This is a genomic window from Streptomyces sp. APSN-46.1 (assembly GCF_022815725.1).
Taxonomy (GTDB): domain Bacteria; phylum Actinomycetota; class Actinomycetes; order Streptomycetales; family Streptomycetaceae; genus Streptomyces.
In genome coordinates, this window is the sequence record NZ_JALGRF010000004.1 from 153,245 (window position 1) to 179,138 (window position 25,894).

Sequence of the window (25,894 nt, forward strand, 5' to 3'; positions counted from 1 at the left end):
CACACCATGAGCGTTGTCACCAACACGACCACCATCGGCGCCATCGAGCTGCCGAGCCGGCGGAACACCGAGCTCCTGCTGCTCGGCTTCGCCGTGGTCATTCCGATCTTCGCCTACGCCAACGCGGGCCTGTCGATCCACGGGAAGCTGCCCCCGGGCATGCTCACCTACGGGCTCGGCCTCGGCGTTCTCGCGGGGCTGGCCCACCTCGTCGTACGCCGCTACGCCAAGTACGCCGACCCGCTGCTGCTGCCGATCGCCACGCTCCTCAACGGGCTCGGCCTCGTCCTGATCTGGCGTCTGGACCAGTCCGAGCGGCTGCAGAACCTCGCGAAGATCCAGTTCGGCGCCTTCTCCGAGTCCGCGCCCCGGCAGATGATGTACACGGCCCTCGCCATCGCCCTGTTCGCCGTCGTCCTGCTGGTCCTCAAGGACCACCGCGTGCTCCAGCGGTTCACGTACATCTCCATGGCCGCCTCGCTCGTGCTGCTGATCCTGCCCGTGATCCCGGGTCTGGGAGCCGATGTCTTCGGTGCCAAGATCTGGATCAGCGTCGGCGGGTTCTCGATCCAGCCCGGCGAGTTCGCGAAGATCGTCATCGCCGTCTTCTTCGCCGGCTACCTCATGGTCAAGCGCGACGCCCTGGCGCTCGCCAGCCGCCGCTTCATGGGCCTCTACCTGCCGCGCGGCCGCGACCTCGGCCCGATCCTGATGATCTGGGCGATGAGCCTGCTCGTCCTGGTCTTCGAGAACGACCTCGGCACCTCGCTGCTCTTCTTCGGCATGTTCGTGATCATGCTGTACGTGGCTACCGAGCGGACGAGCTGGATCGTCATCGGCCTGCTCATGAGCGTGGGCGGGGCCGCCGTGGTCGGCGCCACCGCCAGCCACGTCAAGGCCCGCGTCACCGCCTGGCTCGACCCCTTCGAGTGCTACAGGACGTCCGGAGCCTGCGAGCAGGTCGGCCAGTCGATCATGAGCTTCGGCTCCGGCGGCGTCCTCGGCACCGGCTGGGGCCAGGGCAACTCCGACCTCATCGGCTTCGCCGCGAACTCCGACTTCATCTTCTCCACCGTCGGCGAAGAGCTCGGTCTCGCCGGGGTCATGGCCTTCCTCCTGCTCTACGGCCTGATCATCGAGCGCGGCGTACGCACCGCCCTCGCCGCCCGCGACCCCTTCGGCAAGCTCTTCGCCATCGGCCTCTCCGGCGCCTTCGCGCTCCAGATCTTCGTCGTCGCCGGCGGAGTCATGGGCCTCATCCCCCTCACCGGCATGACCATGCCCTTCCTCGCGTCCGGCGGCTCCTCCGTCCTCGCGAACTGGGTGCTCATCGCCATCCTCATCCGGATCAGCGACACCGCACGCCGCCCCGCCCCGGCTCCCGCCCCGTCCCCCGACTCCGAGATGACCCAGGTGGTCCGCCCGTCATGAACAAGCCCCTGCGCCGCATCTCGCTGTTCTGCGGGCTGCTCGTCCTCGCGCTGCTGATCCGGACCAACTGGCTGCAGTACGTCCAGGCCGAGGAACTCAGCACCCGCAAGGAAAACCGCCGGGTCCAGATCGCCCAGTACGCCACCGAACGCGGCAACATCATCGTCGAGGGCAACCCCATCACGGGCTCCGCCACCACCGACGGCAGCGACTACAAGTACAAGCGGACCTACCTCGACGGCCCCCTGTGGGCGCCCGTCACCGGCTACGCCTCGCAGGCCTTCGGCTCCACCCAGCTGGAATCCCTCGAAGACGGCATCCTCACCGGCAACGACGACCGGCTCTTCTTCGACCGCACCGTGGGCATGTTCACCGGCGAGAAGAAGGCCGGCGGCAACGTCGTCACCACCCTCAAGGCCGCCGCCCAGAAGGCCGCGTTCGACAAGCTCGGCGACAAGAAGGGCGCCGTCGCGGCCATCGACCCGCGCACCGGTGCCATCCTCGCCCTCGTCAGCACCCCCTCGTACGACCCCTCCAGCTTCGCGGGCAACTCCAAGACCGACGAGAAGGCCTGGGTCTCCCTCAAGGACAGCGAGGACAAGAAGCTCGTCAACCGCGCCCTGCGCGAGACCTACCCGCCCGGCTCCACCTTCAAGGTGGTGACCGCCGCCGCGGCCCTGGAGCACGGCGTCGTCACCGACATCGAGGCGCCGACCGACACCCCCGAGCCGTACATCCTGCCCGGCACCAAGACCCCGATGGTCAACCACGCCAGCGGCTGCGAGAAGGCCAGCCTGAACAACGCGCTCCGGGTCTCCTGCAACTCCGTGTTCGCCAACCTCGGCGACAAGGTCGGCCGCGACAACATGGTGAAGACGGCCGAGAAGTTCGGTTTCAACAACGACAAGATCGACACCCCGGTGCGCGCCTTCGCCAGCGTCTACGACAAGACCATGGGCAAGGACGGCAACGCCCAGAGCGCCATCGGCCAGTTCAACACCGCCGCCACCCCGCTCCAGATGGCCATGGTCACCGCCGCCATCGCCAACGACGGCAAGCTGATGAAGCCGTACATGGTGGACCAGCTCACCGCGCCCAACCTCGACGTCATCGAGAAGCACGAGCCGCAGGAAATGAGCCGGCCCCTCTCCGCCGCCAACGCGCAGAAGCTCCAGCAGATGATGGTCAACGTCATCGATAACGGCACCGGCGGCAAGGCCAAGATCAACGGCGTCACCGTCGGCGGCAAGACCGGCACCGCCCAGCACGGCGAGAAGAACGCCAAGCGTCCGTACGCCTGGTTCATCTCCTACGCCGAGAACCCCGACGGAACCTCCCCCGTCGCCGTCGCCGTCGTCATCGAGGACAGCGACGCCAGCCGCGAGGACATCAGCGGCGGCGGCCTCGCCGCCCCGGTCGCCAAGGCGGTCATGGAGGCCGTACTCAAGAGCAAGGGCTGAACCACCCGCCGGAGTGACCCAGACCACTGAAGCGGGCCCGGATCGGAGCGTACGGTACCGGTCCGGTATCAGCCTGTGGCCGCGAACCGATCACCGACGATCGGCCGGTAGCCTTTGCGCGAACAGCACACCGCCGGACCACACGAGGGTGCGGTCGGGACTGACGGAGAGGGCTGCAACGTTATGGAAGAGCCGCGTCGCCTCGGCGGCCGGTACGAGCTGAGCCACGTGCTCGGCCGCGGTGGCATGGCCGAGGTCTACCTCGGTCACGACACCCGGCTCGGCCGTACCGTCGCCGTCAAGACCCTGCGCGCCGATCTCGCCCGCGACCCGTCCTTCCAGGCCCGGTTCCGGCGCGAGGCCCAGTCGGCCGCGTCGCTCAACCACCCGGCGATCGTCGCGGTCTACGACACCGGCGAGGACTACGTCGACAACATCTCCATCCCGTACATCGTGATGGAGTACGTCGACGGCTCGACCCTGCGTGAGCTGCTGCACTCGGGCCGCAAGCTGCTGCCCGAGCGCACCCTCGAGATGTGCATCGGCATCCTCCAGGCCCTTGAGTACTCGCACCGCGCCGGCATCGTGCACCGCGACATCAAGCCCGCCAACGTCATGCTGACCCGGACCGGCCAGGTCAAGGTCATGGACTTCGGCATCGCCCGCGCCATGGGCGACTCCGGCATGACGATGACGCAGACGGCCGCCGTGATCGGCACCGCCCAGTACCTCTCCCCGGAGCAGGCCAAGGGCGAGCAGGTGGACGCGCGCTCGGACCTGTACTCCGCCGGCTGCCTGCTCTACGAGCTGCTCTGCGTCCGGCCGCCGTTCGTCGGGGACTCCCCGGTGGCCGTCGCCTACCAGCACGTACGGGAAGAGCCCCAGCCGCCGTCGAACTTCGACCCCGAGATCACGCCCGAAATGGACGCGATCGTGCTGAAGGCGCTGGTCAAGGACCCCGACTACCGCTACCAGTCCGCCGATGAGATGCGCGCCGACATCGAGGCCTGCCTCGACGGCCAGCCCGTCGCCGCCGCCGCTGCCATGGGAGCCGCCGGATACGGCTACCCCGACCAGGGCGGTTACGGACACCAGGGCTACGACCAGCCCACCACCGCCCTGCGCGCCGCCGACCCGGGCGGCCAGACCGCCATGCTCCCGCCGATGCCCCCGGGCGACGGCGGCGGCTACGGATACGGCGACCAGGGCGGCCAGGGCGGCTACGACCAGGGCCACGGCCGCCGCCAGAAGAAGAGCAGGGCCTCGACGATACTGCTGGCCGTCGCCTGCGTCCTCGTCCTGGTCGGCGCCATCCTGATCGGCCAAGCCCTCTTCAGCAGCAAGGCCGACAACCGGCCCGTCGTGCCCAAGCTGATCGGCGAAACGCTGGAGTCGGCGCAGAAGAACGCCGACAACGTCGGCCTCAAGGTCGTGAAGGAAGCCGACGAACCCTGCGACAACCAGCCCAAGGGCAAGGTCTGCTCGCAGAACCCGGCGCCCGACACCAAGGCGGAGAAGGACTCCACCATCAAGGTCAAGATCTCCTCGGGCGCCCCCAAGGTGCCGGTGATCGACGTCGTCAACTTGACGTACGACAACGCGGAGAAGGCGCTCAAGGAGAAGGGCTTCCAGGTCGAGAAGAAGCTCGTGGAGTCCGAGCGCACGGCCGGCACGGTCCTCGAACAGAACCCCAAGAGCGGCGGCGAGGCCGAGAAGAACTCGGTCATCACGCTGACCGTCGCCAAGGAAGTCTCGAAGACCCAGGTCCCCGACCTCAACGGCAAGACCAAGGAGGAGGCCTCCAAGCTCCTCCAGCAGGCCAACCTCAAGCTCGGCAGCGTCACCGAGGCCGACAACCCGGGAGTGCCTCCGAAGACGGTCTTCCAGCAGCAGTTCCCCGCGGGTGAGCCGCTCAAGCCGGGCAGCTCGGTCAACATCACGATCTCCAAGGCCGCCCAGCAGACCGATGTCCCGAACCTGACGGGCAAGAAGGTTGCCGAGGCCCGGGCCATCCTGGCCGCCAAGGGCCTGGCCTTCGGGGCGGTCGTCGCGGGCCCCGGGGACGAGAACGCCAAGATCATGTTCTCCGACCCGCCGGCCGGCACGCTGGTCGAGCCGGGCCGGGTGGTCAACGTGACCACGGTGGCCGGCAACGGTCAGCAGGACGGCGGCGGCCTCTTCGGCGGCCTCGGCGGCGACCGCGACTAGCCTCCGGCGGGTGTGACAGCGAAGAGCCCGGCCCCTCTCGGTGAGAGGGGCCGGGCTCTTCGCTTGCCCGAACCGGCGGCGGCAACCGTCCGCGGCCGCCACGCGAAGCCCCACACGACCGCGTACGCCGTCCGACGCGACGCCTTGGCCACCGACTGCCCGAACGCCCCGGCATCGCGTCACAGCGGGACACAGGGGCCTTCCTGGGGCCGGTGCGCCGCGCGGGGCGGCCGGGGTGGCCCGGACGGCCGGGACGGCCGGTGCAGCCGGGACGGCCGGGGCGTCAGCGCAGCTCCACCGGCAGGGTGCGCTTCGCGTCCACCTTCTCCGTCCGCACCAGCTCGCCCCAGACGATGTACCGGTACTTCGACGTGTACACCGGCGTGCAGGTCGTCAGCGTGATGTACCGGCCCGGGGCCGTCCTGCCCGATTCCTTCGGGACCGGGGAGATCACGTCCACGTTGTACTTCGACGTCTGCCGCAGCTCCGCGAAGACCTTGTACACGTACCAGGTGTCGCGGGTCTCGAAGACGACGGCGTCGCCGTTCCCCACCTTGTCGATGTTGTGGAACTTCGCCCCGTGGCCGTCCCGGTGCGCCGCCAGCGAGAAGTTCCCCGACTTCTCCCACGGCAGCCCCGCCTTCACCGGCTCCGTGTAGTACCCCGCCACCCCGTCGTTCAGGACGTCCGGCGCCGTGCCCCGCTTGACCAGGACCTCGCCGTTCTTCATCGCCGGCACGTGCAGGAACCCGATCCCGCCCCGCGTGTCCAGCGCCCCCGGCTCCGCCGGCGCCCCGCCGGCCGGCTCCGACCGCTGCCACTGCCGGCGGATCTCGTCACCCCGCGCCGACGCCTGCCGGTCCGCGAGGACGTTCGTCCACCACAGCGAGTACGCCACGAACAGGCCGAGCACCAGGCCCGCCGTGATCAGGAACTCGCCCAGCAGGCTCAGGAACCCCGCGAGCACGCCGCGGTTGCCGGTCGGTGCCGCGGCGCGGCGGCGGGAACGAGACACTGCGGATCCGTCCTTACGGGCTGGCCAGCGCGGGTGGGGCACCCTGGCTGCGGGGGCGTTCGTCGGTCATCCTGCCCCATACGATCATCCTGAAGGTGCTCGTGAACTCGGGCGTGCAGGTCGTCAGCGTGATGTACCGGCCCGCGGAAGTGAAGCCCGACCCCTGCGGCACCGGCTTCAGCACCGAGACGTTCGTCGGCGGCGTCTGCGGCAGCACCGAGGTCATCTCATAGGTGTAGTACGCGTCCCGCGTCTCGACCACGATCGGGTCACCCGGCACCAGCCGGTTGATGTACCGGAACGGTTCACCATGCGTGTTCCGGTGCCCGGCCACCGCGAAGTTGCCCTGCTCGTCCGCCGGCATCGCCGTCTTCAGCGCGCCCTCGGCGTAGTGCCCGACCATCCCCTTGTCGAGCACCTTCGGCTTGCTGATCCCCTCCGCCACCGGCACCTTCACGTCCAGCTTCGGGATGTGCAGGATCGCGAACCCCTGCCCCGGCTCGAACGCCGTCACCGGCGGCGCGGCGGCCCCGCCCGGGGCGGGCCGCTCCCAGTCCTTGAGCAGCGAGCCCGCGGCTCCGTCCGCCGTCCGCTGCGCCAGCAGGTTCGTGTACCAGAGCTGGTAGGCGACGAACAGCAGCATCACCAGGCCCAGTGTGATGAACAGCTCCCCGGCCAGCCGGCTGACGACCACCACCGGGCCGCCCGAGCGCGGGCGGCGCCGCCGCCGCCCGCCCCGCCTCCGCGTGCGCTTCGCGGCCTCCTGCGCTGCCCTGCGCCGCGCGGCCCGCCCCTCCGTGGGCGCGGACGGCGCGAGCGCGGTCACGCGACGGCCTTGCCCACCACCGGGGCCAGCCCCACCGAGCGCTCCACGGCACCCGCGTCACCGCACCGCACCAGCCAGTTGGCGAGCATCCGGTGGCCCCACTCGGTCAGCACCGACTCGGGGTGGAACTGCACACCCTCCACGTCGTGCTCCCGGTGCCGCAGCCCCATGATGATCCCGTCCTCCGTGCGCGCCGTGACCTCCAGCGTGTCGGGGAGGGTCTCGGGCTCGGCGGCGAGGGAGTGGTACCGGGTGGCGGTGAACGGCGAGGGCAGTCCCTCGAAGACGCCCAGCCCCTGGTGCACCACCGGCGAGGTCTTGCCGTGCAGCAGCTCGGGAGCCCGGCCGACGACCCCGCCGTAGGCGACCGCCATCGACTGCATGCCCAGGCAGACGCCGAAGACCGGGACACCCGTGTCCGCGCAGTGCCGGACCATGTCGACGCAGACGCCGGCCTCTTCCGGGGTGCCCGGACCGGGCGAGAGGAGGACGCCGTCGAAGCCGTCCTGCGCGTGCGCGAGCGCGACCTCGTCGTTGCGCAGCACCTCGCATTCCGCGCCGAGCTGATACAGGTACTGGACCAGGTTGAAGACAAAGCTGTCGTAGTTGTCTACAACCAGAATGCGCGCGCTCACGGAGTGGCTCCCGATCCCTCGTCCACCGTCACGTCGTTGAACGGGAGCAGCGGCTCGGCCCACGGGAAGACGTACTGGAACAGCACGAACACCACCGCGAGGACCAGTACGAGGGAGATCAGCGCGCGCACCCACGCGTTGCCCGGCAGATGCCGCCAGATCCAGCCGTACATGCCGTCTGATTGCCTTCCGTTCCACGTTCGTCCCACGCACCGCGGGGGCGGTACCGCAACAGACTAAAGGCAGCGGCCCGGGGTGGGGGGTCAGCTGCGCGATCCCTCCGGTCCGCCCTGTGAGACGGGCCGCGTACCGGTCAGTTCCGCCCAGACGACCAGCCGGTGGCTGTGTCCCCATTCCGGATCGCAGGTCGTCAGCGTCAGGTACCGGCCCGGGGCCGTGAACGGCGAGCGGCGGGGCACCGGGTCCACCACGCCGGTCTCGGTCGGCAGGACGCGCAGCGGCTCGTCGCGGACGGTGTACGTGTACCAGCTCGTCGCGTCCTTGAGGATCACGGCGTCCCCGGGGCGCAGCTCGGGGAAGTCCTTGAAGGGGTCCCCGTACGTCCGCCGGTGGCCGGCGACGGAGAAGTTCCCGGTGCCGCCGAGGCGGGCCGTGCCCGTGTAGTGGCCGAGGCCCTTCTTCAGCGGCTCGGTGCCCGTGCCCTCCAGCACCGGCTTGTTCCAGTCGGGGCCGAAGCGCGGGATGTACATCTCGGCGAAGGCGCGCCCGGGCGGGTAGCCGGCCGCCGGTTCGCCGGGGCTGGGCGCGGGGGCCGACGTGGCGGGTGCCGAGGCGAGCGGGGCCGAGGCGGCGGGTGCCGGAACCGGTGCGGGGGCCTGCTCCCGGGCCTGCGACCAGCCGGCGCGCAGCCGCGCCATCTCCCCGTCCATGGCCCGGTCGGCCTTGACCCCGGTCCACAGCAGTACGTACGCCACGAACAGCACGATCAGGGTGCCGACGGTCAGGCACACCTCGCTGAACGTCCGTACCACCAGGCGCAGTACGACGTCAAGGCGTACTCGTCGCGGACGAGGGGACCACCGGCTTCGCATAGTGGAGGTCCACTGTGCCGGAGTAGCCGGGCAGTGTCAGCGTCTTGTGCTCGTCGACTTTCCAGCCGAGCCCGTACGCGTTCACGTACAGCTGGTAGTTCTGCAGCGCCGGGGAGGCCGCGAGGGCCTTGCGCAGCGCCGCCGGATCGCCGACCGCCGACACCTTGTACGGGGGCGAGTACACCCGGCCCTGGAGGATCAGGGTGTTGCCCACGCAGCGCACGGCGCTGGTGGAGATGAGGCGCTGGTCCATGACCTGGATGCCCTGGGCGCCGCCCTCCCAGAGGGCGTTCACCACGGCCTGGAGGTCCTGCTGGTGGATCACCAGGTCGTTGGGCTGGGGCTCGGGCACGTTGGGGATGCGGGCGGTGGCGCCCGGCGGCGCGTCGTTGAGGGTGACGGTCAGGCCCTTGCCGGTGAGCGGCTCGGTGCCGGACGCGGTCCGCAGGGCGGCCAGTCTGGCGTCCTCGGCCTTGGTGCTGCCGTCGTCGCGGTCCGCGAGGGCGTCCACCCGGCCGCGTGCGGCCGCGGTGGTCTTCTCCAGCTCGGCGTTGTCCTGGCTGCGCTCGTGGATGAGGTCGGAGAGTTTCAGGAGGGACGCGTCCGTCCGGATGTTCGTACCCTTGGACGTGTTGAAGCTGGTGACGAAAATCAGGCCCGCCAGGGCGAAAATGGCGGCCGTCAGCAACCGGACCGCTCTGACCCGGCGACGGGGACCCGCGGAGGAGTCGTCGGAATTGCTCAACGTACCCTTCTCCTTCTACGCCACAGGTCCACTACGCTAACGGACGCCCGGGGCAGGCAAGGTCCCCCAGCGCATCGACAGGAGAGCCCCTCGTGCCGAAGTCACGTATCCGCAAGAAGGACGACTACACGCCGCCGCCGGCGAAGCAGTCGCAGACCATCAGGCTGACCAACCGCAGCTGGGTCGCCCCGGTGATGCTGGCCTTCTTCCTGATCGGTCTCGCCTGGATTGTCATCTTTTACGTGACCGACACCCAGCTGCCGATCGAGGCACTGGGCAATTGGAACATTGTAGTCGGTTTCGGATTCATCGCAGCGGGATTCGGCGTCTCCACTCAGTGGAAGTAACGGCGTCCCTGTAGCGCAGGAACACCGGCCGGGAAAGCTCTCCCCATGAGTTATCCACAGCGTCATCCACACCTGAGGAAAAGACAGAAGATCTGTGGATAACTCTGTGGAGAGTTGACGCCGGTGTGATCAGGTGAGTTCGGCCGTCCGGAGTAGGACCACGGCGGCTGCCAGCAGGAATACCCCCACACAGGTACTCCATTGGACGAGGGTGCGCTTGCGGCCCGCGGCGGGCAGGAGCAGGCCCAGGCCGACCAGTGCGCCGGTGATCAGGCCGCCCACATGGGCCTCCCAGGACACGCGCATACCGCCGAACGGCACGAAGGTCAGTACCAGCATGAGTACGACCATGGTCATCACCGGCCGCATCTCGTACCGCAGCCGGCGCACCAGCACCACGGTGGCGCCGAGCAGGCCGAAGACGGCGCCCGACGCGCCGACGGTCGGGACGTTCGGGGCGTTCAGCAGGTAGACGAGCGCGCTGCCGCCCAGGCCCGCCAGCAGGTACACGGCGAGATAGCGGGCCCGGCCGAGCGCCGCCTCCAGCGGGCCGCCGATCACCCACAGGGCGAGCATGTTGCCGACGATGTGCCACCACTCCACATGCAGGAACACCGAGGTCAGCAGCCGGTGGTACTCGCCGGTGGAGACCCCTTCGACGGGGGCGCCCGGGAACAGGACGTAGCGGCCGAGCAGCTCCAGCCGGACGACGAGCTCGGGCACGGCGAGGCCCAGCAGGAACACCGCCGCGTTGATCCCGATCAGGATCTTGGTGACGAGGTGGGGATCGGCGGCGACCGTCCCGCCCGCGACCGTGCGCGGGGCGTTGGCGGGCGGCCGGTGGCCGGTGCCGGAGCCCTCACGGACGCAGTCGGGGCACTGGAAGCCGACCGAGGCGCTGATCATGCACTCCGGGCAGATGGGGCGCTCGCAGCGGGTGCAGCGAATCCCCGTGTCGCGGTCCGGGTGGCGATAGCAGCCCGGCAGGCGGTCGGTGTCCATCGGTCCCCTCGATCGGCGGCGGGATGCGCGGGATACGCGGGATACAGGGCCGCCCCGCCGGTCCGGTATGACCCCACAATGCGTACGCATGGAGGACGGACGGGCGGGGCGGAAAGGTTCCCGGGCGGCGTCCCGCGGGGCGGCGGGGACGTGGAGCGGTGGGGCCGTGGGGCGGTGGGGCGGTGGCCCTGGCGCGTCAGCGCTTCTCGATGACGACGGACTGGATGATCACGTCGTCGAGGGGGCGCTCGGTACGCGGGTTGGTCGGGGCCGCGGCGATCGCGTCGACGATCTTCTGGCTGGCCTTGTCGGTGACCTCGCCGAAGATGGAGTGCTTGCGGGTCAGCCAGGCGGTGGGGGCGACGGTGATGAAGAACTGCGAGCCGTTCGTACCCGGGCCGGCGTTGGCCATGGCCACCAGGTAGGGCTTGGTGAAGGCCAGGTCGGGGTGGAACTCGTCGGCGAACTGGTAGCCGGGGCCGCCGGTGCCGTTTCCGAGCGGGTCACCGCCCTGGATCATGAAGCCCGAGATGACACGGTGGAAGAGGGTGCCGTCGTACAGCGGGTCCGTGGTCTTCTGGCCGTCGGTGGGACGCGTCCACTCGCGGGCGCCGGTGGCGAGCTCCACGAAGTTGCGGACCGTCTTCGGCGCGAAATTCGGCAGCAGCTCGATCTCGATGTCGCCGTGATTGGTCTTCAGGGTGGCGTAGAGCTTCTCGGCCACGGATCTGCCTTCCATAGTCATCGCTGTCGGTTTCAAATACTCCCACGGAGCGCATCACGTCACAGAAATTCCTCCACCCGTATGCCCTGTCGCGCATGCCTCTCGGCGATATGGCAGGCATGATCCGACAAAGGGTGGAAAGGTGAACTGTGTCCGCCACCGAGGAGGAGGATCCCGTGACCCGCAAGGACAGCGTGCGCCTGGCCGCCGAGAGCGCCAGGGACACCGTGAAGCACGCGGCGGAAGTGGTGGCGCCGTACGCAGAAACCGCCAAGGACGCGGCTGTGCACTACGCGCACGAGGCGAATGAGCGGCTGGCGCCGATGGTGTCGCATGCGGCCCTGGAGGCCTCGCGGCACGCGCGTACGACGTACGACAACCATCTACAGCCCCGGATGCACGCGGCACGTGCGCACGTGCCGGCGAACGTGGACCGGGCGGCGACGAAGGCGGTGCGGCAGACGCGTCGGGCGGCCCGGCAGGCGGCCGAGTACACGCAGCCGCGCATCGAGAGCGCGCTCGCGGCGGCCCAGCCGGTGGCCGAGGAAGCCGCGTCGCGGTCGGTGGCGGCGCTGGCGGCCCTGCGCGGCCAGGTGACGGCCGAGGAGGTACGGCGGCTGGTGCGGCGCCAGGAGCGGCGGGCGCGCGCGGGCCGACTGTTCAAGGGCGTGGCGGTGGTCGGCGTACTGGCGGGCGTCGCCTTCGCGGCGTGGAAGTGGTGGGACCAGCAGTCGAACCCGGACTGGCTCGTCGAACCGTCGGCGGCGACGGAGCTCTCGCCGGAGGACGCCGAGCCGGCGAGCTTCGACGACGAGCTGGCGGAGAAGGAACGCGATGCGCGGGCGGCCCCGGATGACGAGAACCGCTGACGCATGACGCCTGAAGGGGCCCGGATCCAGTGCGGATCCGGGCCCCTTCGTCACTTGTCAGTTGGGTCAGTTGGGTCAGTTGGGGAGGGTAAGGATCATGCCCGGCCGGATGAGGTCGGGGTTGGCGCCGATGACGGCCTGGTTCATGGCGTAGAGCTCGCGCCAGCGGTCCTCGTTGCCGAGCTCGCGACGGGCGATCGCGGAGAGCGAGTCACCGGGCTGGACGGTGTACGTGCGCTTCTTGGCGGAGGCCGCGGGCCTGGCGGGCGCCGCCGGGACCGACTTGTGCGCGGCGGACGCGGGGGTGGGGGTGTGGGGCGCGTGCGTGACCGGCGGCGGCGCCGGCTTGGACCGCGCGACCGGGGGTTCGGGGGCCGCGGGGACGGACTTGTGCGCGGCGGACCCGGGGGTAGGGGTGTGCGTCACGGGCCTCTGCCGCGACGCCGGGCCGCCCATGCGATCGGCGGCCGCCTTGCCGCCATCGGCGGTGTCCACGTACTTCCCGCCCATGGTGGAGGGCGGACCCGCCGGGGCCGCGGACTGCTGCTCCCGCTGCTCCTTCGCCTTCTCGGCGGCCGCCTCGTGTGCCTTCTTCTTGTCGGACTTCAGAAAGTCGAAGAGTCCCATGCGTATACGCCTCCGGCGTGGTGTGGCCCCCCTGGGCTGGGTGCCTCCCCCCACTGTCGGACACGAGCCGCCGACAGGCCCCGCGACCGACCCATCCGGGCGACACTCCCAGCCGCCCTGACCGCGACCCTGCTGCCCAGCACCCGCCGCAGCTGATGTTCCACGTGAAACACGAAAGGTCCCCCGAGCAGCGTTTCCGCAGGTCAGGGGACCTTTTCTTGTGGAGCTTAGGAGATTCGAACTCCTGACATCTGCCTTGCAAAGGCAGCGCTCTACCAACTGAGCTAAAGCCCCGTGGAACCGGACGCGACCGTCCCTCGGAAGAGAGTGGCCGTTCCGCAGAACAGAGTACCGGGTGTACCCCCTCATCCCGCAAAATGATAGGGACTCCCGCGCTGCGACCACTCTCCGTAAGATGCTCGCGAGGTTCGCACCAGCGAAGGGGAGTAGTAAGAGTGGACGCAGTACAGCAAGAGGCCACAGCCAGAGCCAGGGAGCTTCAGCGCAGTTGGTACGGGGAGCCCCTGGGCGCGCTTTTCCGCCGGCTCATAGATGACCTCGGTCTGAACCAGGCTCGCCTCGCTGCCGTCCTCGGGCTGTCGGCGCCGATGCTGTCCCAGCTGATGAGCGGCCAGCGCGCCAAGATCGGTAACCCGGCCGTGGTCCAGCGGGTCCAGGCCCTCCAAATTCTCGCCAGTCAGGTGGCCGACGGGAGCGTCAGCGCGGTGGAGGCGACCGACCGGATGGACGAGATCAAGAAGACCCAGGGAGGCTCGGTCCTCAGCAACAGCGGTCAGACCGCCACGAACGGCGGCGCACCGACCGTCAAGCGGGTCGTCCGGGAGATCCAGTCGCTGCTCCGCTCGGTCTCGGCGGCCGGCGACATCATCGACGCGGCGGACACCCTCGCTCCCAGCCACCCGGAACTGGCAGAGTTCCTCCGGGTGTACGGCGCGGGCCGCACCTCGGACGCGGTGGCCCACTACGAGGCCCACCAGAACTGACGCGGGCTACGAAGCCGGCGACAACAGCGACGACAGCCGAGACAACGGGGGACGGGCGCAGCGATGGGTGAGATCTTCGCCGGTCGGTACGAGTTGGTGGATCCGATCGGGCGCGGTGGCGCGGGTGCCGTCTGGCGCGCCTGGGACCACCGGCGGCGCCGGTACGTCGCCGCGAAGGTGCTGCTGCAGAGCGACGCCCACACCCTGCTCCGGTTCGTCCGCGAGCAGGCGCTGCGGATCGACCACCCGCACGTCCTGGCCCCCGCCAGCTGGGCGGCCGACGACGACAAGGTCCTGTTCACCATGGACCTCGTCTCCGGCGGTTCCCTCGCCCATGTGATCGGGGACTACGGGCCGCTGCCGCCTCGGTTCGTCTGCACCCTGCTCGACCAGCTCCTGTCGGGGCTGGCGGCGGTGCACGCGGAAGGCGTCGTCCACCGCGACATCAAACCGGCCAACATCCTGATGGAGGCCACCGGAGCCGGGCGGCCGCACCTGCGGCTGTCCGACTTCGGCATCTCGATGCGCAAGGGCGAGCCCCGGCTGACCGAGACCAACTACGTGGTGGGCACCCCCGGTTATTTCGCGCCCGAGCAAATGATGGGCGCGGAGCCGGACTTCCCCGCCGACCTCTTCGCCGTCGGGCTGGTCGCCCTCTACCTCTTGCAGGGCCGCAAGCCCGATTCCCAGGCCCTGGTGGAGTATTACCTCGCCCATGGCACCCCCGGCGCCCCCGAAGGCGTCCCAGCGCCCCTGTGGGACGTCATCGCGAACCTCTTGCAGCCGGACCCCCAGAGCCGGTTCCGGACGGCCACAGGGGCCCGCAAGGCCCTCGCCGAGGCCGTGGAGCTGCTGCCCCCGGCGCCGCCGGAGGCAGACCCGGTGGAGGTGTTCGACCAACTCGGGCCGCTCCCGGCCGGTTTCGGCCCGCAGGGGCCGTCGAGCACCGCCGCGGTGACTCCGCAGGCCCCGACCGCGGCAGCGGCGGCGACCATGCCCGCGCAGCCCACCGGCGCCCCGACCGGACCTGCGGCCACGGCGGCCGCGACGCCGACCGCGCCGACCGCCGCCGGTTTCGTTGCCGCCGAACCCACCCGGACCGATCCGCGCGGAACCGCCGCGACGGCGGCCTACTCCACCCCGCCCGCCGCACCCGCACCCGCGGGCTTCGGCCCGCCGCCGGTCGCGGCGTACGAGCCCTCCCGGACGGGCAGTTTCCATCTCCCGCCGCCGTCCCGCCCGGACACCGCGCCACAGCCGGTGCCGCACCCGTCGGAGCCGCCGGCCCGCCCCGGCGGGATCGCCCCGCCTCCGGCGAAGGTCACCGCCGGCATCCTCGCCGTGGCCCTGATCTGCTTCGCCGTCGGCGTCTGGGCCCTGACCCGGATGTAGCCGGGACGGCCCTAAGCGGTCTCGCCCCCCCGCCGGGCGAGCAGGATCCACCCGCCCAGCACGAGCAGCAGCAGCGTCCCGGTGCCGAATCCGGCACCGGCCACGATCCGCATCGCCGAGTGGTTCTCGGCGGCGGCGTCGGCCTCCGGCGCGGTCAGCCCGCCCTTGGCGGCGGCCCGCTCGTCGGCGCCGACCCCGAACCCGGCCGCGCTCAGACTCTCCTTGTACGCGGGTGCCTTGGCCGGGCTGCCGCTGACCTGCACGCGCACCGTCAGCGGGACCGGCGTCGCGTCCTCGGTGAACTCCGCGACCTTCCCGCCCAGCGTCACCGCGACGTAGTACCAGCCGGCCAGCCGCGCCCCGCGCACCTCGGTGGCGTCCGAGAAGCGGTTCTCGTACGCCACCGGCGCCGTCTTCGGCAGGGTCACGCCCGCCTGCTTGCCGTCGTACGAGGTGTCCTTCGAGTCGACCAGGCCCCGGTACGGGCTGTACAGCGAGACGGAGAGCCCGTTGGAGGCCGAGCCGTACTGCTTGGTCATCCTGGCGGCCGAGATCTCCGCGCTGAGCCCGAGCTGCTGGCCCCAGTCGAGCGGGACCCGGTAGTAGCGGGTCTGCCCGGGCCGCAGGTCGTCACGCCACACCCCGCTGTCCAGGGCCCGGGCGTCGTTGAAGCCGGTGCCGCCGGTGCGGGCCACGGGGTCGGTGCCGGGCAGCGCGGGGGAGGCCGAGGGCCAGACGCTGGGCGCGGTGGTCGGGGCGCTGCCGGTGCCGAGGCCGGGTTCGCGCTGGAGCCGCAGTTCCACCGGCCACGGCCGCTGGTCGGAGTCCTTGGCGGCGGTGCGGGTGACCTTCGCGAAGTAGGTGCCCTGGCCCTGGCATTCGGCGTCCTCCTCCAGCCGCCGTACGGCCACGGCGCTGAGCGGGACGGGGTCGTAACCGAAGTCGGCCCGGCCGGAGTTGCTCTGGCAGCGCCGCCCCTCGGTGGTGATGATCTCCACCTCGATGCCGTCGCTGTAGCCGACCTTCGCCTCCGGCGGCGGCTGGACCACGGCGGAGACGTACACGCTGGACCTGTCGTCCAGGTTGAGCCGGTAGAAGCGCTCGCCCGGGGCGATGGTGTCCGAGTAGACCGCCCCGGCGTCCAGGAGCGGGGCCTCGGCCGTGGTGAGCTTGCCCTCGATGGTCCTGGCGCCCTCGGCCGCGCGGTAGGTCGGGACCGGCTGCGGCTGCACGGCCCGCTCCGCCGCAGACGCCGCGGACGCCGCATCCGCCGCGTGCACGGCACCGCCCGGAAGCCCACCGACCAGGCCCGCGGCCACCGCTCCCACCAGCACGATCGCCCGTACCCGCCGACACCGACGTACGAGACCCCTCACACCCCACCCCGCATTTGCCCGCGCAAGCCAAATCTTTGCAAACCGCAAGTTTTCGTCACAGAACAGCACAAAGCCCCGGCCGCAGCGGCAACCGGGGCTCCATGAGATCAATCTCGGGTCTCACACACCGGAACCAGAAGGCACGGAGTCGGTTGCCTCCGTCCACAGGTCCTGCTCGGCGCGGTCCGCCTGGATCTGGCGGTACACGAGGAGCCCGCCGATGGCGGCCAGTGCGACCAGGAGCAGCTTCTTCACCGCGCGACCTCGTCTTTCATTGACGTTGGGGACTTCTGGCGGCCAACAATACACACCGACCGATACCGTTCGGTGATCTGGGAAGCCACCAACCGGCCCAACGACGAAGACCCCCGGGCCGGTGGGCCTGGGGGTCTTCGACACTGTGGGGCTAACAGGATTTGAACCTGTGGCCTCATCCTTATCAGGGATGCGCTCTAACCAACTGAGCTATAGCCCCATCCGCGCTGCGCGCTGACTCCTGAAGGTTAGCGCACAGACGCGGTCCCGCCAAAATCCCCCGGGGCGAAGCCCCAATGGACCCTGTTCGGTGACGTCCCCGCAGGTCAGTCAGCGCGTCACTCGTCCTCGGCGAGGGTGAGCTCCACACCGCCGACGAAGCCGGCCGACAGGTTGTAGATGAACGCGCCCAGCGTCGCCAGTGCCGTCGCGAGCACCACGTCGATGACCGAGATCACCGACGTGAAGATCAGCACGCGCGGCAGCGACAGGAACGACTGGAGGTCGAAGCCGTTGCTCTCGTTCGACCCGGTGGCCTCGCTGATGGTGCCGCCGACGGTCGAGAACACGCCCATGGCGTCCATGACCATCCACAGCACCGCCGCCGCCACGATGGTGCACACGCCCAGCGCGATCGACAGCAGGAAGCTGACCTTCATCACCGACCACGGGTCGGCCTTCGCCACCCGCAGCCGCGCCTTGCGCGTCCTGGGCGCCGTACGCACCGCCGCACGGGCCTTCTGCTGCGCCGCGGCGGCGTTCGCGCCGCCGCGCTGCGCACCCGGACCCGAGGGCGCGGTGTAGGCCTGCGGCGGCTGGTACGGCTGTCCGCCCGGGCCCGGGCCTTGGCCCTGACCCTTGCCGTTCTTGCCGGCACTGGCCTCCGCGCCCGTGCCCGCGCCGCCCGCACCCGCCTTCGCGTCGGCCTTCGACGGCTTCGACTGCGGTCCTCGGGTATCCGTCACGGTTGTCCCCCTGCCTTCGGCGGTGGTGCCCCCACCCTGAGAGTCCGCGGCGGGGCCACGGGCACCGTCCTCTCCAGTCTTTGCCGGTCCGGCGCCCGTGGCTCCACTCACGCTTACTCCTCGTGCTCCCCTGCCGAAGGCGACGTGCCCTCGGCGGCCTCGACGGCCTGTCCTTCGACCGCTGCCTCGGTCGTCTCGGTCTCGATGCCGGCCTCGTCGGCCTCATCGACCTCGTCGATCTCGTCAGCTTCCTGACCGGCCTCGGCGTTACGCGCGATACCTACCACGGCATCCCGCTTGCCCAGGTTGATCAGCTGGACGCCCATGGTGTCACGGCCGGTCTCCCTGACTTCGTTGACGCGCGTACGGATCACACCACCGCTGAGCGTGATGGCGAGAATCTCGTCCGTTTCGTGCACGACGAGCGCCCCGACGAGCGACCCGCGGTCCTCGACGATCTTCGCGGCCTTGATACCAAGACCACCACGTCCCTGGACGCGGTACTCGTCCACCGGCGTCCGCTTGGCGTAACCGCCGTTGGTCGCGGTGAAGACGAACGTACCGGGCCGCACGACGTTCATGGAGAGCAGTTCGTCACCCTCGCGGAAACTCATGCCCTTCACACCCGAGGTCGCGCGCCCCATCGGGCGCAGCGCCTCATCGGTCGCCGTGAAGCGGATCGACTGCGCCTTCTTGCTGATCAGCAGCAGGTCGTCCTCGGCGGACACCAGCTCCGCGCCGATCAGCTCGTCGGCGGTGCCGTCGGCGCCGTCGGCGCCCGTCTCCCGGAGGTTGATGGCGATGACACCACCCGCGCGGGGCGAGTCGTAGTCCTTCAGCGCCGTCTTCTTCACCAGGCCGCCCTTGGTGGCCAGGATCAGGTACGGGGCGGCCTCGTAGTCGCGGATCGCGAGGATCTGCGCGATCTTCTCGTCCGGCTGGAAGGCCAGCAGGTTCGCCACGTGCTGCCCGCGCGCGTCGCGCCCGGCGTCCGGGAGTTCGTACGCCTTGGACCGGTAGACCCTGCCCTTGTTCGTGAAGAACAGCAGCCAGTGGTGCGTGGTGGAGACGAAGAAGTGGTCGACGAGGTCGTCCTGCTTCAGCTTCGTGCCGCGCACGCCCTTGCCGCCGCGCTTCTGCGAGCGGTAGTCCTCGGTCTTGGTGCGCTTGACGTACCCGCCGTGCGTGATCGTGACGACGATGTCCTCTTCGGCGATCAGGTCCTCGATGGACATGTCACCGTCGAAGGGCACCAGCTTGGACCGCCGGTCGTCGCCGAACTTCTCGACGATCGCGGCCAGTTCCTCGCTGACGATCGAGCGCTGCTTGTGCTCCGAGCGCAGGATCTCGTTGTACTCGTTGATCTTGGCCTGAAGCTCGTCGTGCTCGGCGACGATCTTCTGCCGCTCCAGGGCCGCCAGGCGCCGCAGCTGCATCTCCAGGATCGCGTTGGCCTGGATCTCGTCGATCTCCAGCAGGCCCATCAGGCCCTCACGCGCGATCTCGACCGTGTTGCTGCGCCGGATCAACGCGATGACCTCGTCGATCGCGTCCAGCGCCTTGAGCAGACCGCGCAGGATGTGCGCCCGCTCCTCCGCCTTGCGCAGGCGGAACTTCGTACGCCGGACGACGACCTCGATCTGGTGCGTCACCCAGTGGCGGATGAAGGCGTCGATCGACAGCGTGCGCGGCACGCCGTCCACCAGCGCCAGCATGTTCGCGCCGAAGTTCGTCTGGAGGTCGGTGTGCTTGTACAGGTTGTTCAGCACGACCTTCGCGACCGCGTCGCGCTTCAGCACGATCACCAGGCGCTGACCCGTCCGCGACGAGGTCTCGTCACGCACGTCGGCGATGCCGCCGATCTTGCCGTCCTTCACCAGGTCGGCGATCTTCTGCGCCAGGTTGTCCGGGTTGGTCTGGTACGGAAGCTCCGTCACCACCAGGCACTGGCGGTTCTGGATCTCCTCGACCTCCACCACCGCGCGCATCGTGATGGAGCCGCGCCCGGTCCGGTAGGCCTCCTCGATGCCCTTGCGGCCCACGACCAGAGCGCCCGACGGGAAGTCCGGGCCCTTGATCCGCTCCAGGAGCGCGTCCAGGAGCTCCTCGTGCGAGGCCTCCGGGTGCTCCAGCGCCCACTGCGCGCCGGCCGCGACCTCGCGCAGGTTGTGCGGCGGGATGTTGGTGGCCATGCCGACCGCGATACCGGCCGAGCCGTTCACCAGCAGGTTCGGGAAGCGCGCCGGCAGAACCGTCGGCTCCTGGTTGCGGCCGTCGTAGTTGTCCGTGAAGTCGACGGTCTCCTCGTCGATGTCCCGGAGCATCTCCATGGCCAGCGGCATCAGCTTGCACTCGGTGTAGCGCATCGCGGCCGCCGGGTCGTTGCCCGGAGAGCCGAAGTTGCCGTTCGAGTCCACCAGCGGCATCCGCATCGACCACGGCTGCGCCAGGCGGACCAGGGCGTCGTAGATCGAGGAGTCGCCGTGCGGGTGGTACGTACCCATGACGTCACCGACGACGCGGGCGCACTTGTAGAAGCCCTTCTCGGGCCGGTAGCCGCCGTCGTACATCGCGTACAGCACACGGCGGTGGACCGGCTTGAGGCCGTCCCGTACGTCGGGCAGCGCGCGCGAGACGATGACGGACATCGCGTAGTCGAGGTAGGAGCGCTGCATCTCCGTCTCGAGCCCGACGGGCTCGATCCGCAGTACGGGCTGCTCCTCCGCGGAGTTCTCAGCGTTCTCGGCGGGTTGGGTGGTTTCGTCGGCCATTGCTGGTCAGAAGTCCTTTCAGGCGGTCAGCTGAGCCGACTCAGATGTCGAGGAAGCGAACGTCCTTGGCGTTGCGCTGGATGAAGGAGCGCCGTGCCTCGACGTCCTCACCCATCAGCACCGAGAACAGGTCGTCGGCCTGCGCCGCGTCGTCCAGGGTGACCTGGCCGAGCACGCGGTGGTCCACGTCCATGGTGGTGACGCGCAGTTCCTCGGCGTTCATCTCGCCCAGACCCTTGAAGCGCTGGACCGAGTCGTCCTTGATCCGCTTGCCGTTCTGCTTGCCGAGCTCGACCAGGGCGTCGCGCTCACGGTCCGAGTACGCGTACTCGAAGTCGTCGCGGCCCCACTTGATCTTGTAGAGCGGCGGGCGCGACAGGTAGACGTGACCCGCCTCGACCAGCGGCCGCATGAAGCGGAACAGGAAGGTCAGCAGCAGGGTGTTGATGTGCTGGCCGTCGACGTCGGCGTCCGCCATCAGGATGATCTTGTGATAGCGGAGCTTCTCGATGTTGAAGTCCTCGTGCACACCGGTTCCGAAGGCACTGATCAGCGCCTGGACCTCGGTGTTCTGGAGGATCTTGTCGATGCGCGCCTTCTCGACGTTCAGGATCTTGCCGCGGATGGGCAGGATGGCCTGGTACATCGGGTTACGGCCGGACTTGGCGGAGCCACCGGCCGAGTCGCCCTCGACGATGAAGATCTCGCACTTCGTCGGGTCATTCGACTGGCAGTCGGACAGCTTGCCCGGCAGCGAGGCGCTCTCCAGCAGACCCTTGCGGCGGGTGAGGTCACGGGCCTTGCGGGCCGCGACGCGCGCCGTGGCCGCGTTGATCGACTTGCGGACGATGTCCGCGGCCTCGACCGGGTTGCGGTCGAACCAGTCGTTGAGGTGCTCGTGGACGACCTTCTGCACGAAGGTCTTGGCCTCCGTGTTGCCCAGCTTGGTCTTCGTCTGGCCCTCGAACTGCGGCTCGCCCAGCTTGATCGAGATGATCGCCGTCAGACCCTCGCGGATGTCCTCGCCGGCGAGGTTGTCGTCCTTCTCGCGCAGCAGCTTCTTGTCGCGCGCGTAGCGGTTGACCAGACCGGTCAGCGCCGCGCGGAAGCCCTCCTCGTGGGTGCCGCCCTCGTGCGTGTGGATCGTGTTCGCGAAGGAGTAGACACCCTCCGTGTACTGCGAGTTCCACTGCATCGCGATCTCGACCGAGAGCTGGCGCTCCTTGTCCTCGGTCTCGACGTCGATGACGGTCGGGTGGATCATCTCGCCCTTGCGCGAGTTGAGGTACTTCACGAAGTCGACGATGCCGCCCTCGTAGTGGTACGTGACCGTCCGCGCCGCGGGCTCGGCCGCCTCGGCGTCCGGGTCGTCCGCGCCGACCGTGGCCTTCGCCGACTCGCGCTCGTCGGTCAGCGTCAGGGTCAGGCCCTTGTTCAGGAAGGCCATCTCCTGGAAGCGCCGCGAGAGCGTCTCGAAGGAGTACTCGGTGGTCTCGAAGACATCGGGGTCGGCCCAGAACGTCACGGTCGTGCCGTGCTCGTCGGTCTCCTCGTTCTTCGCCAGCGGGGCCGTCGGGACGCCCAGCTTGTAGTCCTGGGTCCAGCGGTGGCCGTCACGCTTGACCTCGACCGCGACCCTCGACGACAGCGCGTTCACCACGGACACGCCCACACCGTGCAGACCGCCGGAGACGGCGTAGCCGCCACCGCCGAACTTGCCGCCCGCGTGCAGGACCGTGAGCACGACCTCGACCGCCGGCTTGCCCTCGGACGGCACGATGTCGACCGGGATGCCTCGGCCGTTGTCGACCACGCGCACGCCGCCGTCGGCCAGGATCGTCACGTCGATCGTGTCCGCGTGCCCGGCCATGGCCTCGTCGACGGAGTTGTCCACGACCTCCTGCACGAGGTGGTGCAGGCCGCGCTCGCCGGTCGATCCGATGTACATACCGGGCCGCTTGCGGACGGCATCCAGGCCCTCGAGGACCTGGATGGCACTGGCGTCGTAATTCTTCTCGTTGGAGTCGCCGGAATCGGCCACGAAGCGCCCTTTCTGGCACAGCGCAGCCCGTACTCCGGACCAGCGTGTGCGCCGGAGGAGCGGCCGCGTCGATCTGCGTTGTCTGCGTGATCCCGCGAACGGGCGGGATTTCCTCCAGTCTACCGGTACCACCGACATGAATGGGGGTTTGCCGGTACCTGAGTCCGCATGTGCCGCCCTGAACCCGCACTCTCCGACTCCCCATATCCGGGGCGGGGCTCAAAGAGGCTCACGCGGGCATCCAGCGCTTCGGCCTGTCAACCTCCGGCTACGGTGAGGGACGCCACCCGCTCCTAGCCTCGCCGGCGTTTGAGGCGCGGGGTCTGGGGCGGAGCCCCAGGTCCCGGCGGAGCCGGGCTGCTACCCGTACGTGTCCCCCGGCCCCGTACTCCCAGGCGCCCGCCAAGGCCCATACCCCTTCGGCCGCCCGCCCCCAGGGCCCCGCACCTTGATCAGCCGTACCGTGCCCTGCCCCAGATCCGCGTTCAGCCGCGCCACCAGCTGCGGAGCCAGCAGCTTCAGCTGCGCCGCCCACGCCGAGGAATCACACCGCACGACCAACTCACGGTCCTCGTAGCGGTCCGGTTCACAGTGCGCCGCGATCTCCGGGCCGACGATCTCCGGCCAGCGCTCCATCACACCGGCCACCGCCATCGGCATCTCCCAGCCGCGCTCCGTCCGCAGCCGGTCCAGCGCGGCCATCAACGGCATCGGATCCCGGCCGTCCGCGCGCGCGCCCGAACGCAGCCCGGGGTGCTGCTGCCGCTTCTTCCCGCTCGCCGCGTTGCCCCGGGCCCGCGCCTGCTCCCGCGCGGCCGCCAGCGCCTGCCGGGCCAGATCGACCCCGGACGGCTCCCGGCCGGTGGCCGGAGGAACCTGGGGGGCCTGGGGAACCTGTGGGGCCGTGCGCGGGTCCCGCTCGTTGTCGTTCACAGCCGGGTCACCTCACCGCCGGACACCCCGAACCGCGCCCCCGCCAGCACAGCCGGAACGTCATCGTCCACCGCCGCCGTCACCAGTACCTGCTCACCCGGCGCCACCAGCTCCGCCAGCCGCTCCCGGCGCCGCGCGTCCAGCTCCGCGAACACGTCGTCCAGGATCAGCACCGGCTCCGAGCCCTCCGAGCGCAGCAGCTCGTACGAGGCCAGCCGCAGCGCCAGCGCGTACGACCACGACTCCCCGTGGCTCGCGTACCCCTTCGCCGGCAGCTCCCCGAGCCGCAGCAGCACATCGTCCCGGTGCGGACCCACCAGGGTCACACCGCGCTCGATCTCCTGCTTGCGCACCTCCGCCAGCGCCGCCAGCAGCGCCTCGTACAGCGCCTCCCGGGTCCGCGCCGCGCCGCTGTCCACCGGCTCGCCCGCGGACGACTTGTACACCAGCCCCAGCGGGCCGCCCCCGGGCGCGAGCTGCTCGTACGCCTTGTCCGCGAGCGGCAGCAGCGTCGCGATCAGGTCGAGGCGCTGCGCCAGCAGCTCCGCGCCCACGCGCGCGAGGTGCTGGTCCCACACGTCGAGGGTGGAGAGGTCCATGGAGCGGCCGCCGTGCCGGCGCGCCATCGCCGCCGACTTCAGCAGCGTGTTCCGCTGCTTCAGCACCCGCTCGTAGTCCGAGCGCACCGCCGCCATCCGCGGCGAGCGCGCCGTGACCAGCTCGTCGAGGAACCGCCGCCGTTCCCCCGGATCCCCCTTCACCAGCGCCAGATCCTCCGGCGCGAACAGCACCGTCCGTATGATCCCCAGCACGTCCCTGGGCCTGACCTGCGACGACCGGTTGATCCGGGCGCGGTTCGCCCGCCCCGGATTCAGCTCCAGCTCCACCAGCTGCTGGCGCTCGCCCTGGGTGACGGCCGCGCGGATGACCGCCCGGTCCGCGCCCATCCGTACCAGGGGGGCGTCCGAGGACACCCGGTGGCTTCCCAGCGTCGCCAGATACCCGATGGCCTCGACCAGGTTCGTCTTCCCCTGGCCGTTCGGACCCACGAAAGCCGTGACGCCCGGGGCGAGGGGAACCTCGGCCCGGGCGTACGAGCGGAAGTCGGCCAGTGAGAGATGCGAAACATGCATACGGCGCCGACCTCCCCCGGCTTCCTGCTGCTCTTTTTCCGTACTGCTGTACTGCGCTACCGCTGTGCGGCCGCCGAGGGCGGCGGCTACTTCTTCTCCACCGCGTGGCCGCCGAACTGGTTGCGCAGTGCGGCGATCATCTTCATCTGCGGGGAGTCGTCCTGACGGGACGCGAACCGCGCGAACAGCGAAGCGGTGATCGCGGGCAGCGGCACGGCGTTGTCGATCGCCGCCTCCACCGTCCAGCGGCCCTCGCCCGAGTCCTGCGCGAAGCCCCGCAGCTGCTCCAGGTGCTCGTCCTCGTCCAGCGCGTTCACGGCGAGGTCCAGCAGCCAGGAGCGGATGACCGTGCCCTCCTGCCAGGACCGGAACACCTCGCGCACGTCGGTGACCGAGTCCACCTTCTCCAGAAGCTCCCAGCCCTCGGCGTAGGCCTGCATCATGGCGTACTCGATGCCGTTGTGGACCATCTTCGCGAAGTGGCCGGCGCCGACCTTGCCCGCGTGCACGGCGCCGAACTCGCCCTCCGGCTTGAGGGCGTCGAAGACCGGCTGCACGGCCGCGACGTGCTCCTTCTCGCCGCCGTACATCAGCGCGTAGCCGTTCTCCAGGCCCCACACGCCGCCGGAGACACCGCAGTCGACGAAGCCGATGCCCTTGGCCGCCAGCTCCGCCGCGTGCTTCTCGTCGTCCGTCCAGCGCGAGTTGCCGCCGTCGACGACGATGTCGCCAGGGGACAGCAGCTCCGCGAGCTCGTCGACGGTGGACTGCGTCGCCGCACCCGCCGGGACCATCACCCACACCACGCGGGGGGCCTGCAGGCTGTCCACAAGCTCCGAAAGGCTGTGGACGTCGGCGAGGTCCGGGTTGCGGTCGTATCCGATGACGGTGTGGCCGGCGCGGCGGATGCGCTCGCGCATGTTGCCGCCCATCTTGCCGAGACCGACGAGACCAAGCTCCATCAGGTGGTTCCTTAAGCGTTGTGGCCGTCTGTGCCGGGGTTCCCCTGCTACCCGGGGACACCCCCGACCCCCGAGACTACGCCCGGCTGCCGGGCCTGGCCCCACGGGCGCTCCAGAGCCG

At 70.0% G+C, this 25,894-nt stretch carries 23 protein-coding genes, 2 tRNA genes and 1 pseudogene; 7 read left to right on the forward strand and 19 right to left on the reverse strand.

Annotation, left to right across the window (positions count from 1 at the left end; all coding sequences use genetic code 11):
- Positions 1-6 precede the first annotated feature (6 nt).
- The 3 genes from MTF65_RS15080 to pknB all read left to right on the forward strand — a co-directional run bounded on the left by MTF65_RS15080 (position 7) and on the right by pknB (position 5,099).
- Positions 7-1,431: an FtsW/RodA/SpoVE family cell cycle protein gene (locus tag MTF65_RS15080; protein ID WP_243629206.1), complete on the forward strand. Its 1,425-nt coding sequence runs from the start codon at positions 7-9 to the stop codon at positions 1,429-1,431.
- Positions 1,428-2,891, forward strand: a complete 1,464-nt coding sequence (locus MTF65_RS15085; RefSeq protein WP_243629207.1) for a penicillin-binding protein 2 — start codon at positions 1,428-1,430, stop codon at positions 2,889-2,891. The genes MTF65_RS15080 and MTF65_RS15085 overlap by 4 nt, the downstream gene beginning before the upstream one ends.
- A 183-nt stretch (positions 2,892-3,074) precedes the next feature.
- On the forward strand, positions 3,075-5,099 hold the full coding sequence (pknB, locus tag MTF65_RS15090) for a Stk1 family PASTA domain-containing Ser/Thr kinase (protein WP_243629208.1): 2,025 nt from the start codon (positions 3,075-3,077) through the stop codon (positions 5,097-5,099).
- Positions 5,100-5,382: 283 nt separating this feature from the next.
- On the opposite strand, the gene MTF65_RS15095 is transcribed toward pknB, so the two are convergent.
- The 6 genes and pseudogenes from MTF65_RS15095 to MTF65_RS15120 form a co-directional block, all read right to left on the reverse strand.
- Positions 5,383-6,114: a class E sortase gene (locus tag MTF65_RS15095; protein ID WP_243629209.1), complete on the reverse strand. Its 732-nt coding sequence runs from the start codon at positions 6,112-6,114 to the stop codon at positions 5,383-5,385.
- 13 nt (positions 6,115-6,127) lie between these two features.
- Positions 6,128-6,976: pseudogene (locus MTF65_RS15100) on the reverse strand (class E sortase); the annotation flags it as partial.
- Positions 6,937-7,575 carry an aminodeoxychorismate/anthranilate synthase component II gene (locus MTF65_RS15105; protein WP_243629210.1) on the reverse strand — a complete coding sequence of 213 codons (639 nt, stop codon included), beginning with the start codon at positions 7,573-7,575 and terminating at the stop codon, positions 6,937-6,939. The gene MTF65_RS15105 and the pseudogene MTF65_RS15100, both read right to left, overlap by 40 nt.
- Positions 7,572-7,748: a hypothetical protein gene (locus tag MTF65_RS15110; RefSeq protein WP_030011120.1), complete on the reverse strand. Its 177-nt coding sequence runs from the start codon at positions 7,746-7,748 to the stop codon at positions 7,572-7,574. The genes MTF65_RS15105 and MTF65_RS15110 overlap by 4 nt, the downstream gene beginning before the upstream one ends.
- 90 nt (positions 7,749-7,838) lie before the next feature.
- On the reverse strand, positions 7,839-8,627 hold the full coding sequence (locus MTF65_RS15115; RefSeq protein ID WP_243629211.1) for a class E sortase: 789 nt from the start codon (positions 8,625-8,627) through the stop codon (positions 7,839-7,841).
- Positions 8,584-9,372, reverse strand: a complete 789-nt coding sequence (locus MTF65_RS15120; protein WP_243629212.1) for a DUF881 domain-containing protein — start codon at positions 9,370-9,372, stop codon at positions 8,584-8,586. Before MTF65_RS15120 ends, MTF65_RS15115 begins: the two co-directional genes overlap by 44 nt.
- A gap of 92 nt (positions 9,373-9,464) precedes the next feature.
- On the opposite strand from MTF65_RS15120, the gene crgA reads away from it, so the two are divergent.
- Positions 9,465-9,719, forward strand: coding sequence for a cell division protein CrgA (gene crgA, locus MTF65_RS15125; RefSeq protein ID WP_243629213.1), 255 nt, complete (start codon positions 9,465-9,467; stop codon positions 9,717-9,719).
- Between the two features lie 129 nt (positions 9,720-9,848).
- Here the strand turns inward: crgA and MTF65_RS15130 are convergent, their stop codons facing one another.
- Positions 9,849-10,721: a rhomboid family intramembrane serine protease gene (locus tag MTF65_RS15130; RefSeq protein ID WP_243629214.1), complete on the reverse strand. Its 873-nt coding sequence runs from the start codon at positions 10,719-10,721 to the stop codon at positions 9,849-9,851.
- A gap of 196 nt (positions 10,722-10,917) precedes the next feature.
- A complete protein-coding gene (locus tag MTF65_RS15135; RefSeq protein ID WP_243629215.1) occupies positions 10,918-11,445 on the reverse strand; it encodes a peptidylprolyl isomerase in 528 nt (175 codons plus the stop codon).
- A 176-nt stretch (positions 11,446-11,621) separates the two neighbouring features.
- Here MTF65_RS15135 and MTF65_RS15140 point away from each other — a divergent pair, with 176 nt between their 5' ends.
- On the forward strand, positions 11,622-12,314 hold the full coding sequence (locus MTF65_RS15140; protein ID WP_243629216.1) for a DUF5324 family protein: 693 nt from the start codon (positions 11,622-11,624) through the stop codon (positions 12,312-12,314).
- 75 nt (positions 12,315-12,389) lie between these two features.
- Here the strand turns inward: MTF65_RS15140 and MTF65_RS15145 are convergent, their stop codons facing one another.
- Positions 12,390-12,941, reverse strand: coding sequence for a LysM peptidoglycan-binding domain-containing protein (locus MTF65_RS15145; protein ID WP_243629217.1), 552 nt, complete (start codon positions 12,939-12,941; stop codon positions 12,390-12,392).
- A 221-nt stretch (positions 12,942-13,162) separates the two neighbouring features.
- Positions 13,163-13,235 (reverse strand) — tRNA-Ala (locus MTF65_RS15150).
- A gap of 161 nt (positions 13,236-13,396) precedes the next feature.
- Between MTF65_RS15150 and MTF65_RS15155 the strand changes: the two genes are divergently transcribed.
- Both MTF65_RS15155 and MTF65_RS15160 read left to right on the forward strand, forming a co-directional pair.
- Positions 13,397-13,945, forward strand: coding sequence for a DNA-binding protein (locus MTF65_RS15155; RefSeq protein WP_243629218.1), 549 nt, complete (start codon positions 13,397-13,399; stop codon positions 13,943-13,945).
- Between the two features lie 63 nt (positions 13,946-14,008).
- Positions 14,009-15,337, forward strand: coding sequence for a serine/threonine-protein kinase (locus tag MTF65_RS15160; protein ID WP_243629219.1), 1,329 nt, complete (start codon positions 14,009-14,011; stop codon positions 15,335-15,337).
- An 11-nt stretch (positions 15,338-15,348) separates the two neighbouring features.
- Here MTF65_RS15160 and MTF65_RS30255 read toward each other — a convergent pair whose 3' ends face one another.
- From MTF65_RS30255 to gnd, 9 genes are all read right to left on the reverse strand, one after another.
- Positions 15,349-16,713 carry a hypothetical protein gene (locus MTF65_RS30255; RefSeq protein WP_308407171.1) on the reverse strand — a complete coding sequence of 455 codons (1,365 nt, stop codon included), beginning with the start codon at positions 16,711-16,713 and terminating at the stop codon, positions 15,349-15,351.
- A 120-nt stretch (positions 16,714-16,833) separates the two neighbouring features.
- Positions 16,834-16,968: a DLW-39 family protein gene (locus tag MTF65_RS15170; RefSeq protein ID WP_208809277.1), complete on the reverse strand. Its 135-nt coding sequence runs from the start codon at positions 16,966-16,968 to the stop codon at positions 16,834-16,836.
- A 146-nt stretch (positions 16,969-17,114) separates the two neighbouring features.
- A tRNA-Ile gene (locus tag MTF65_RS15175) sits at positions 17,115-17,188 on the reverse strand.
- A 118-nt stretch (positions 17,189-17,306) separates the two neighbouring features.
- Positions 17,307-18,044 carry a DUF3566 domain-containing protein gene (locus MTF65_RS15180; protein ID WP_243629220.1) on the reverse strand — a complete coding sequence of 246 codons (738 nt, stop codon included), beginning with the start codon at positions 18,042-18,044 and terminating at the stop codon, positions 17,307-17,309.
- Between the two features lie 2 nt (positions 18,045-18,046).
- A complete protein-coding gene (gene gyrA, locus MTF65_RS15185) occupies positions 18,047-20,704 on the reverse strand; it encodes a DNA gyrase subunit A (RefSeq protein ID WP_243629221.1) in 2,658 nt (885 codons plus the stop codon).
- A 40-nt stretch (positions 20,705-20,744) separates the two neighbouring features.
- Positions 20,745-22,766, reverse strand: a complete 2,022-nt coding sequence (gyrB, locus tag MTF65_RS15190; protein WP_243629413.1) for a DNA topoisomerase (ATP-hydrolyzing) subunit B — start codon at positions 22,764-22,766, stop codon at positions 20,745-20,747.
- A gap of 339 nt (positions 22,767-23,105) precedes the next feature.
- Positions 23,106-23,678 carry a DUF721 domain-containing protein gene (locus MTF65_RS15195; RefSeq protein WP_374207234.1) on the reverse strand — a complete coding sequence of 191 codons (573 nt, stop codon included), beginning with the start codon at positions 23,676-23,678 and terminating at the stop codon, positions 23,106-23,108.
- Entirely contained in the window at positions 23,675-24,811 is a 1,137-nt protein-coding gene (recF, locus tag MTF65_RS15200; RefSeq protein WP_243629222.1) for a DNA replication/repair protein RecF, read from the reverse strand. Before recF ends, MTF65_RS15195 begins: the two co-directional genes overlap by 4 nt.
- Positions 24,812-24,897: 86 nt before the next feature.
- Complete coding sequence (gene gnd, locus MTF65_RS15205) at positions 24,898-25,773, reverse strand: phosphogluconate dehydrogenase (NAD(+)-dependent, decarboxylating) (protein WP_243629223.1); 876 nt, start codon at positions 25,771-25,773, stop codon at positions 24,898-24,900.
- Between the last annotated feature and the right edge of the window lie 121 nt (positions 25,774-25,894).

Bases quoted from the DNA above. Each gene is read 5' to 3' on its own strand.
- MTF65_RS15115 (WP_243629211.1), bottom strand. From the start codon at position 8,627: ATGCGAAGCCGGTGGTCCCCTCGTCCGCGACGAGTACGCCTTGACGTC.
- pknB (WP_243629208.1), top strand. From the start codon at position 3,075: ATGGAAGAGCCGCGTCGCCTCGGCGGCCGGTACGAGCTGAGCCACGTG.
- MTF65_RS15110 (WP_030011120.1), bottom strand. From the start codon at position 7,748: ATGTACGGCTGGATCTGGCGGCATCTGCCGGGCAACGCGTGGGTGCGC.
- MTF65_RS15085 (WP_243629207.1), top strand. From the start codon at position 1,428: ATGAACAAGCCCCTGCGCCGCATCTCGCTGTTCTGCGGGCTGCTCGTC.
- gnd (WP_243629223.1), bottom strand. From the start codon at position 25,773: ATGGAGCTTGGTCTCGTCGGTCTCGGCAAGATGGGCGGCAACATGCGC.
- MTF65_RS15130 (WP_243629214.1), bottom strand. From the start codon at position 10,721: ATGGACACCGACCGCCTGCCGGGCTGCTATCGCCACCCGGACCGCGAC.
- MTF65_RS15080 (WP_243629206.1), top strand. From the start codon at position 7: ATGAGCGTTGTCACCAACACGACCACCATCGGCGCCATCGAGCTGCCG.
- recF (WP_243629222.1), bottom strand. From the start codon at position 24,811: ATGCATGTTTCGCATCTCTCACTGGCCGACTTCCGCTCGTACGCCCGG.
- gyrA (WP_243629221.1), bottom strand. From the start codon at position 20,704: ATGGCCGACGAAACCACCCAACCCGCCGAGAACGCTGAGAACTCCGCG.
- MTF65_RS15145 (WP_243629217.1), bottom strand. From the start codon at position 12,941: ATGGGACTCTTCGACTTTCTGAAGTCCGACAAGAAGAAGGCACACGAG.
- MTF65_RS15160 (WP_243629219.1), top strand. From the start codon at position 14,009: ATGGGTGAGATCTTCGCCGGTCGGTACGAGTTGGTGGATCCGATCGGG.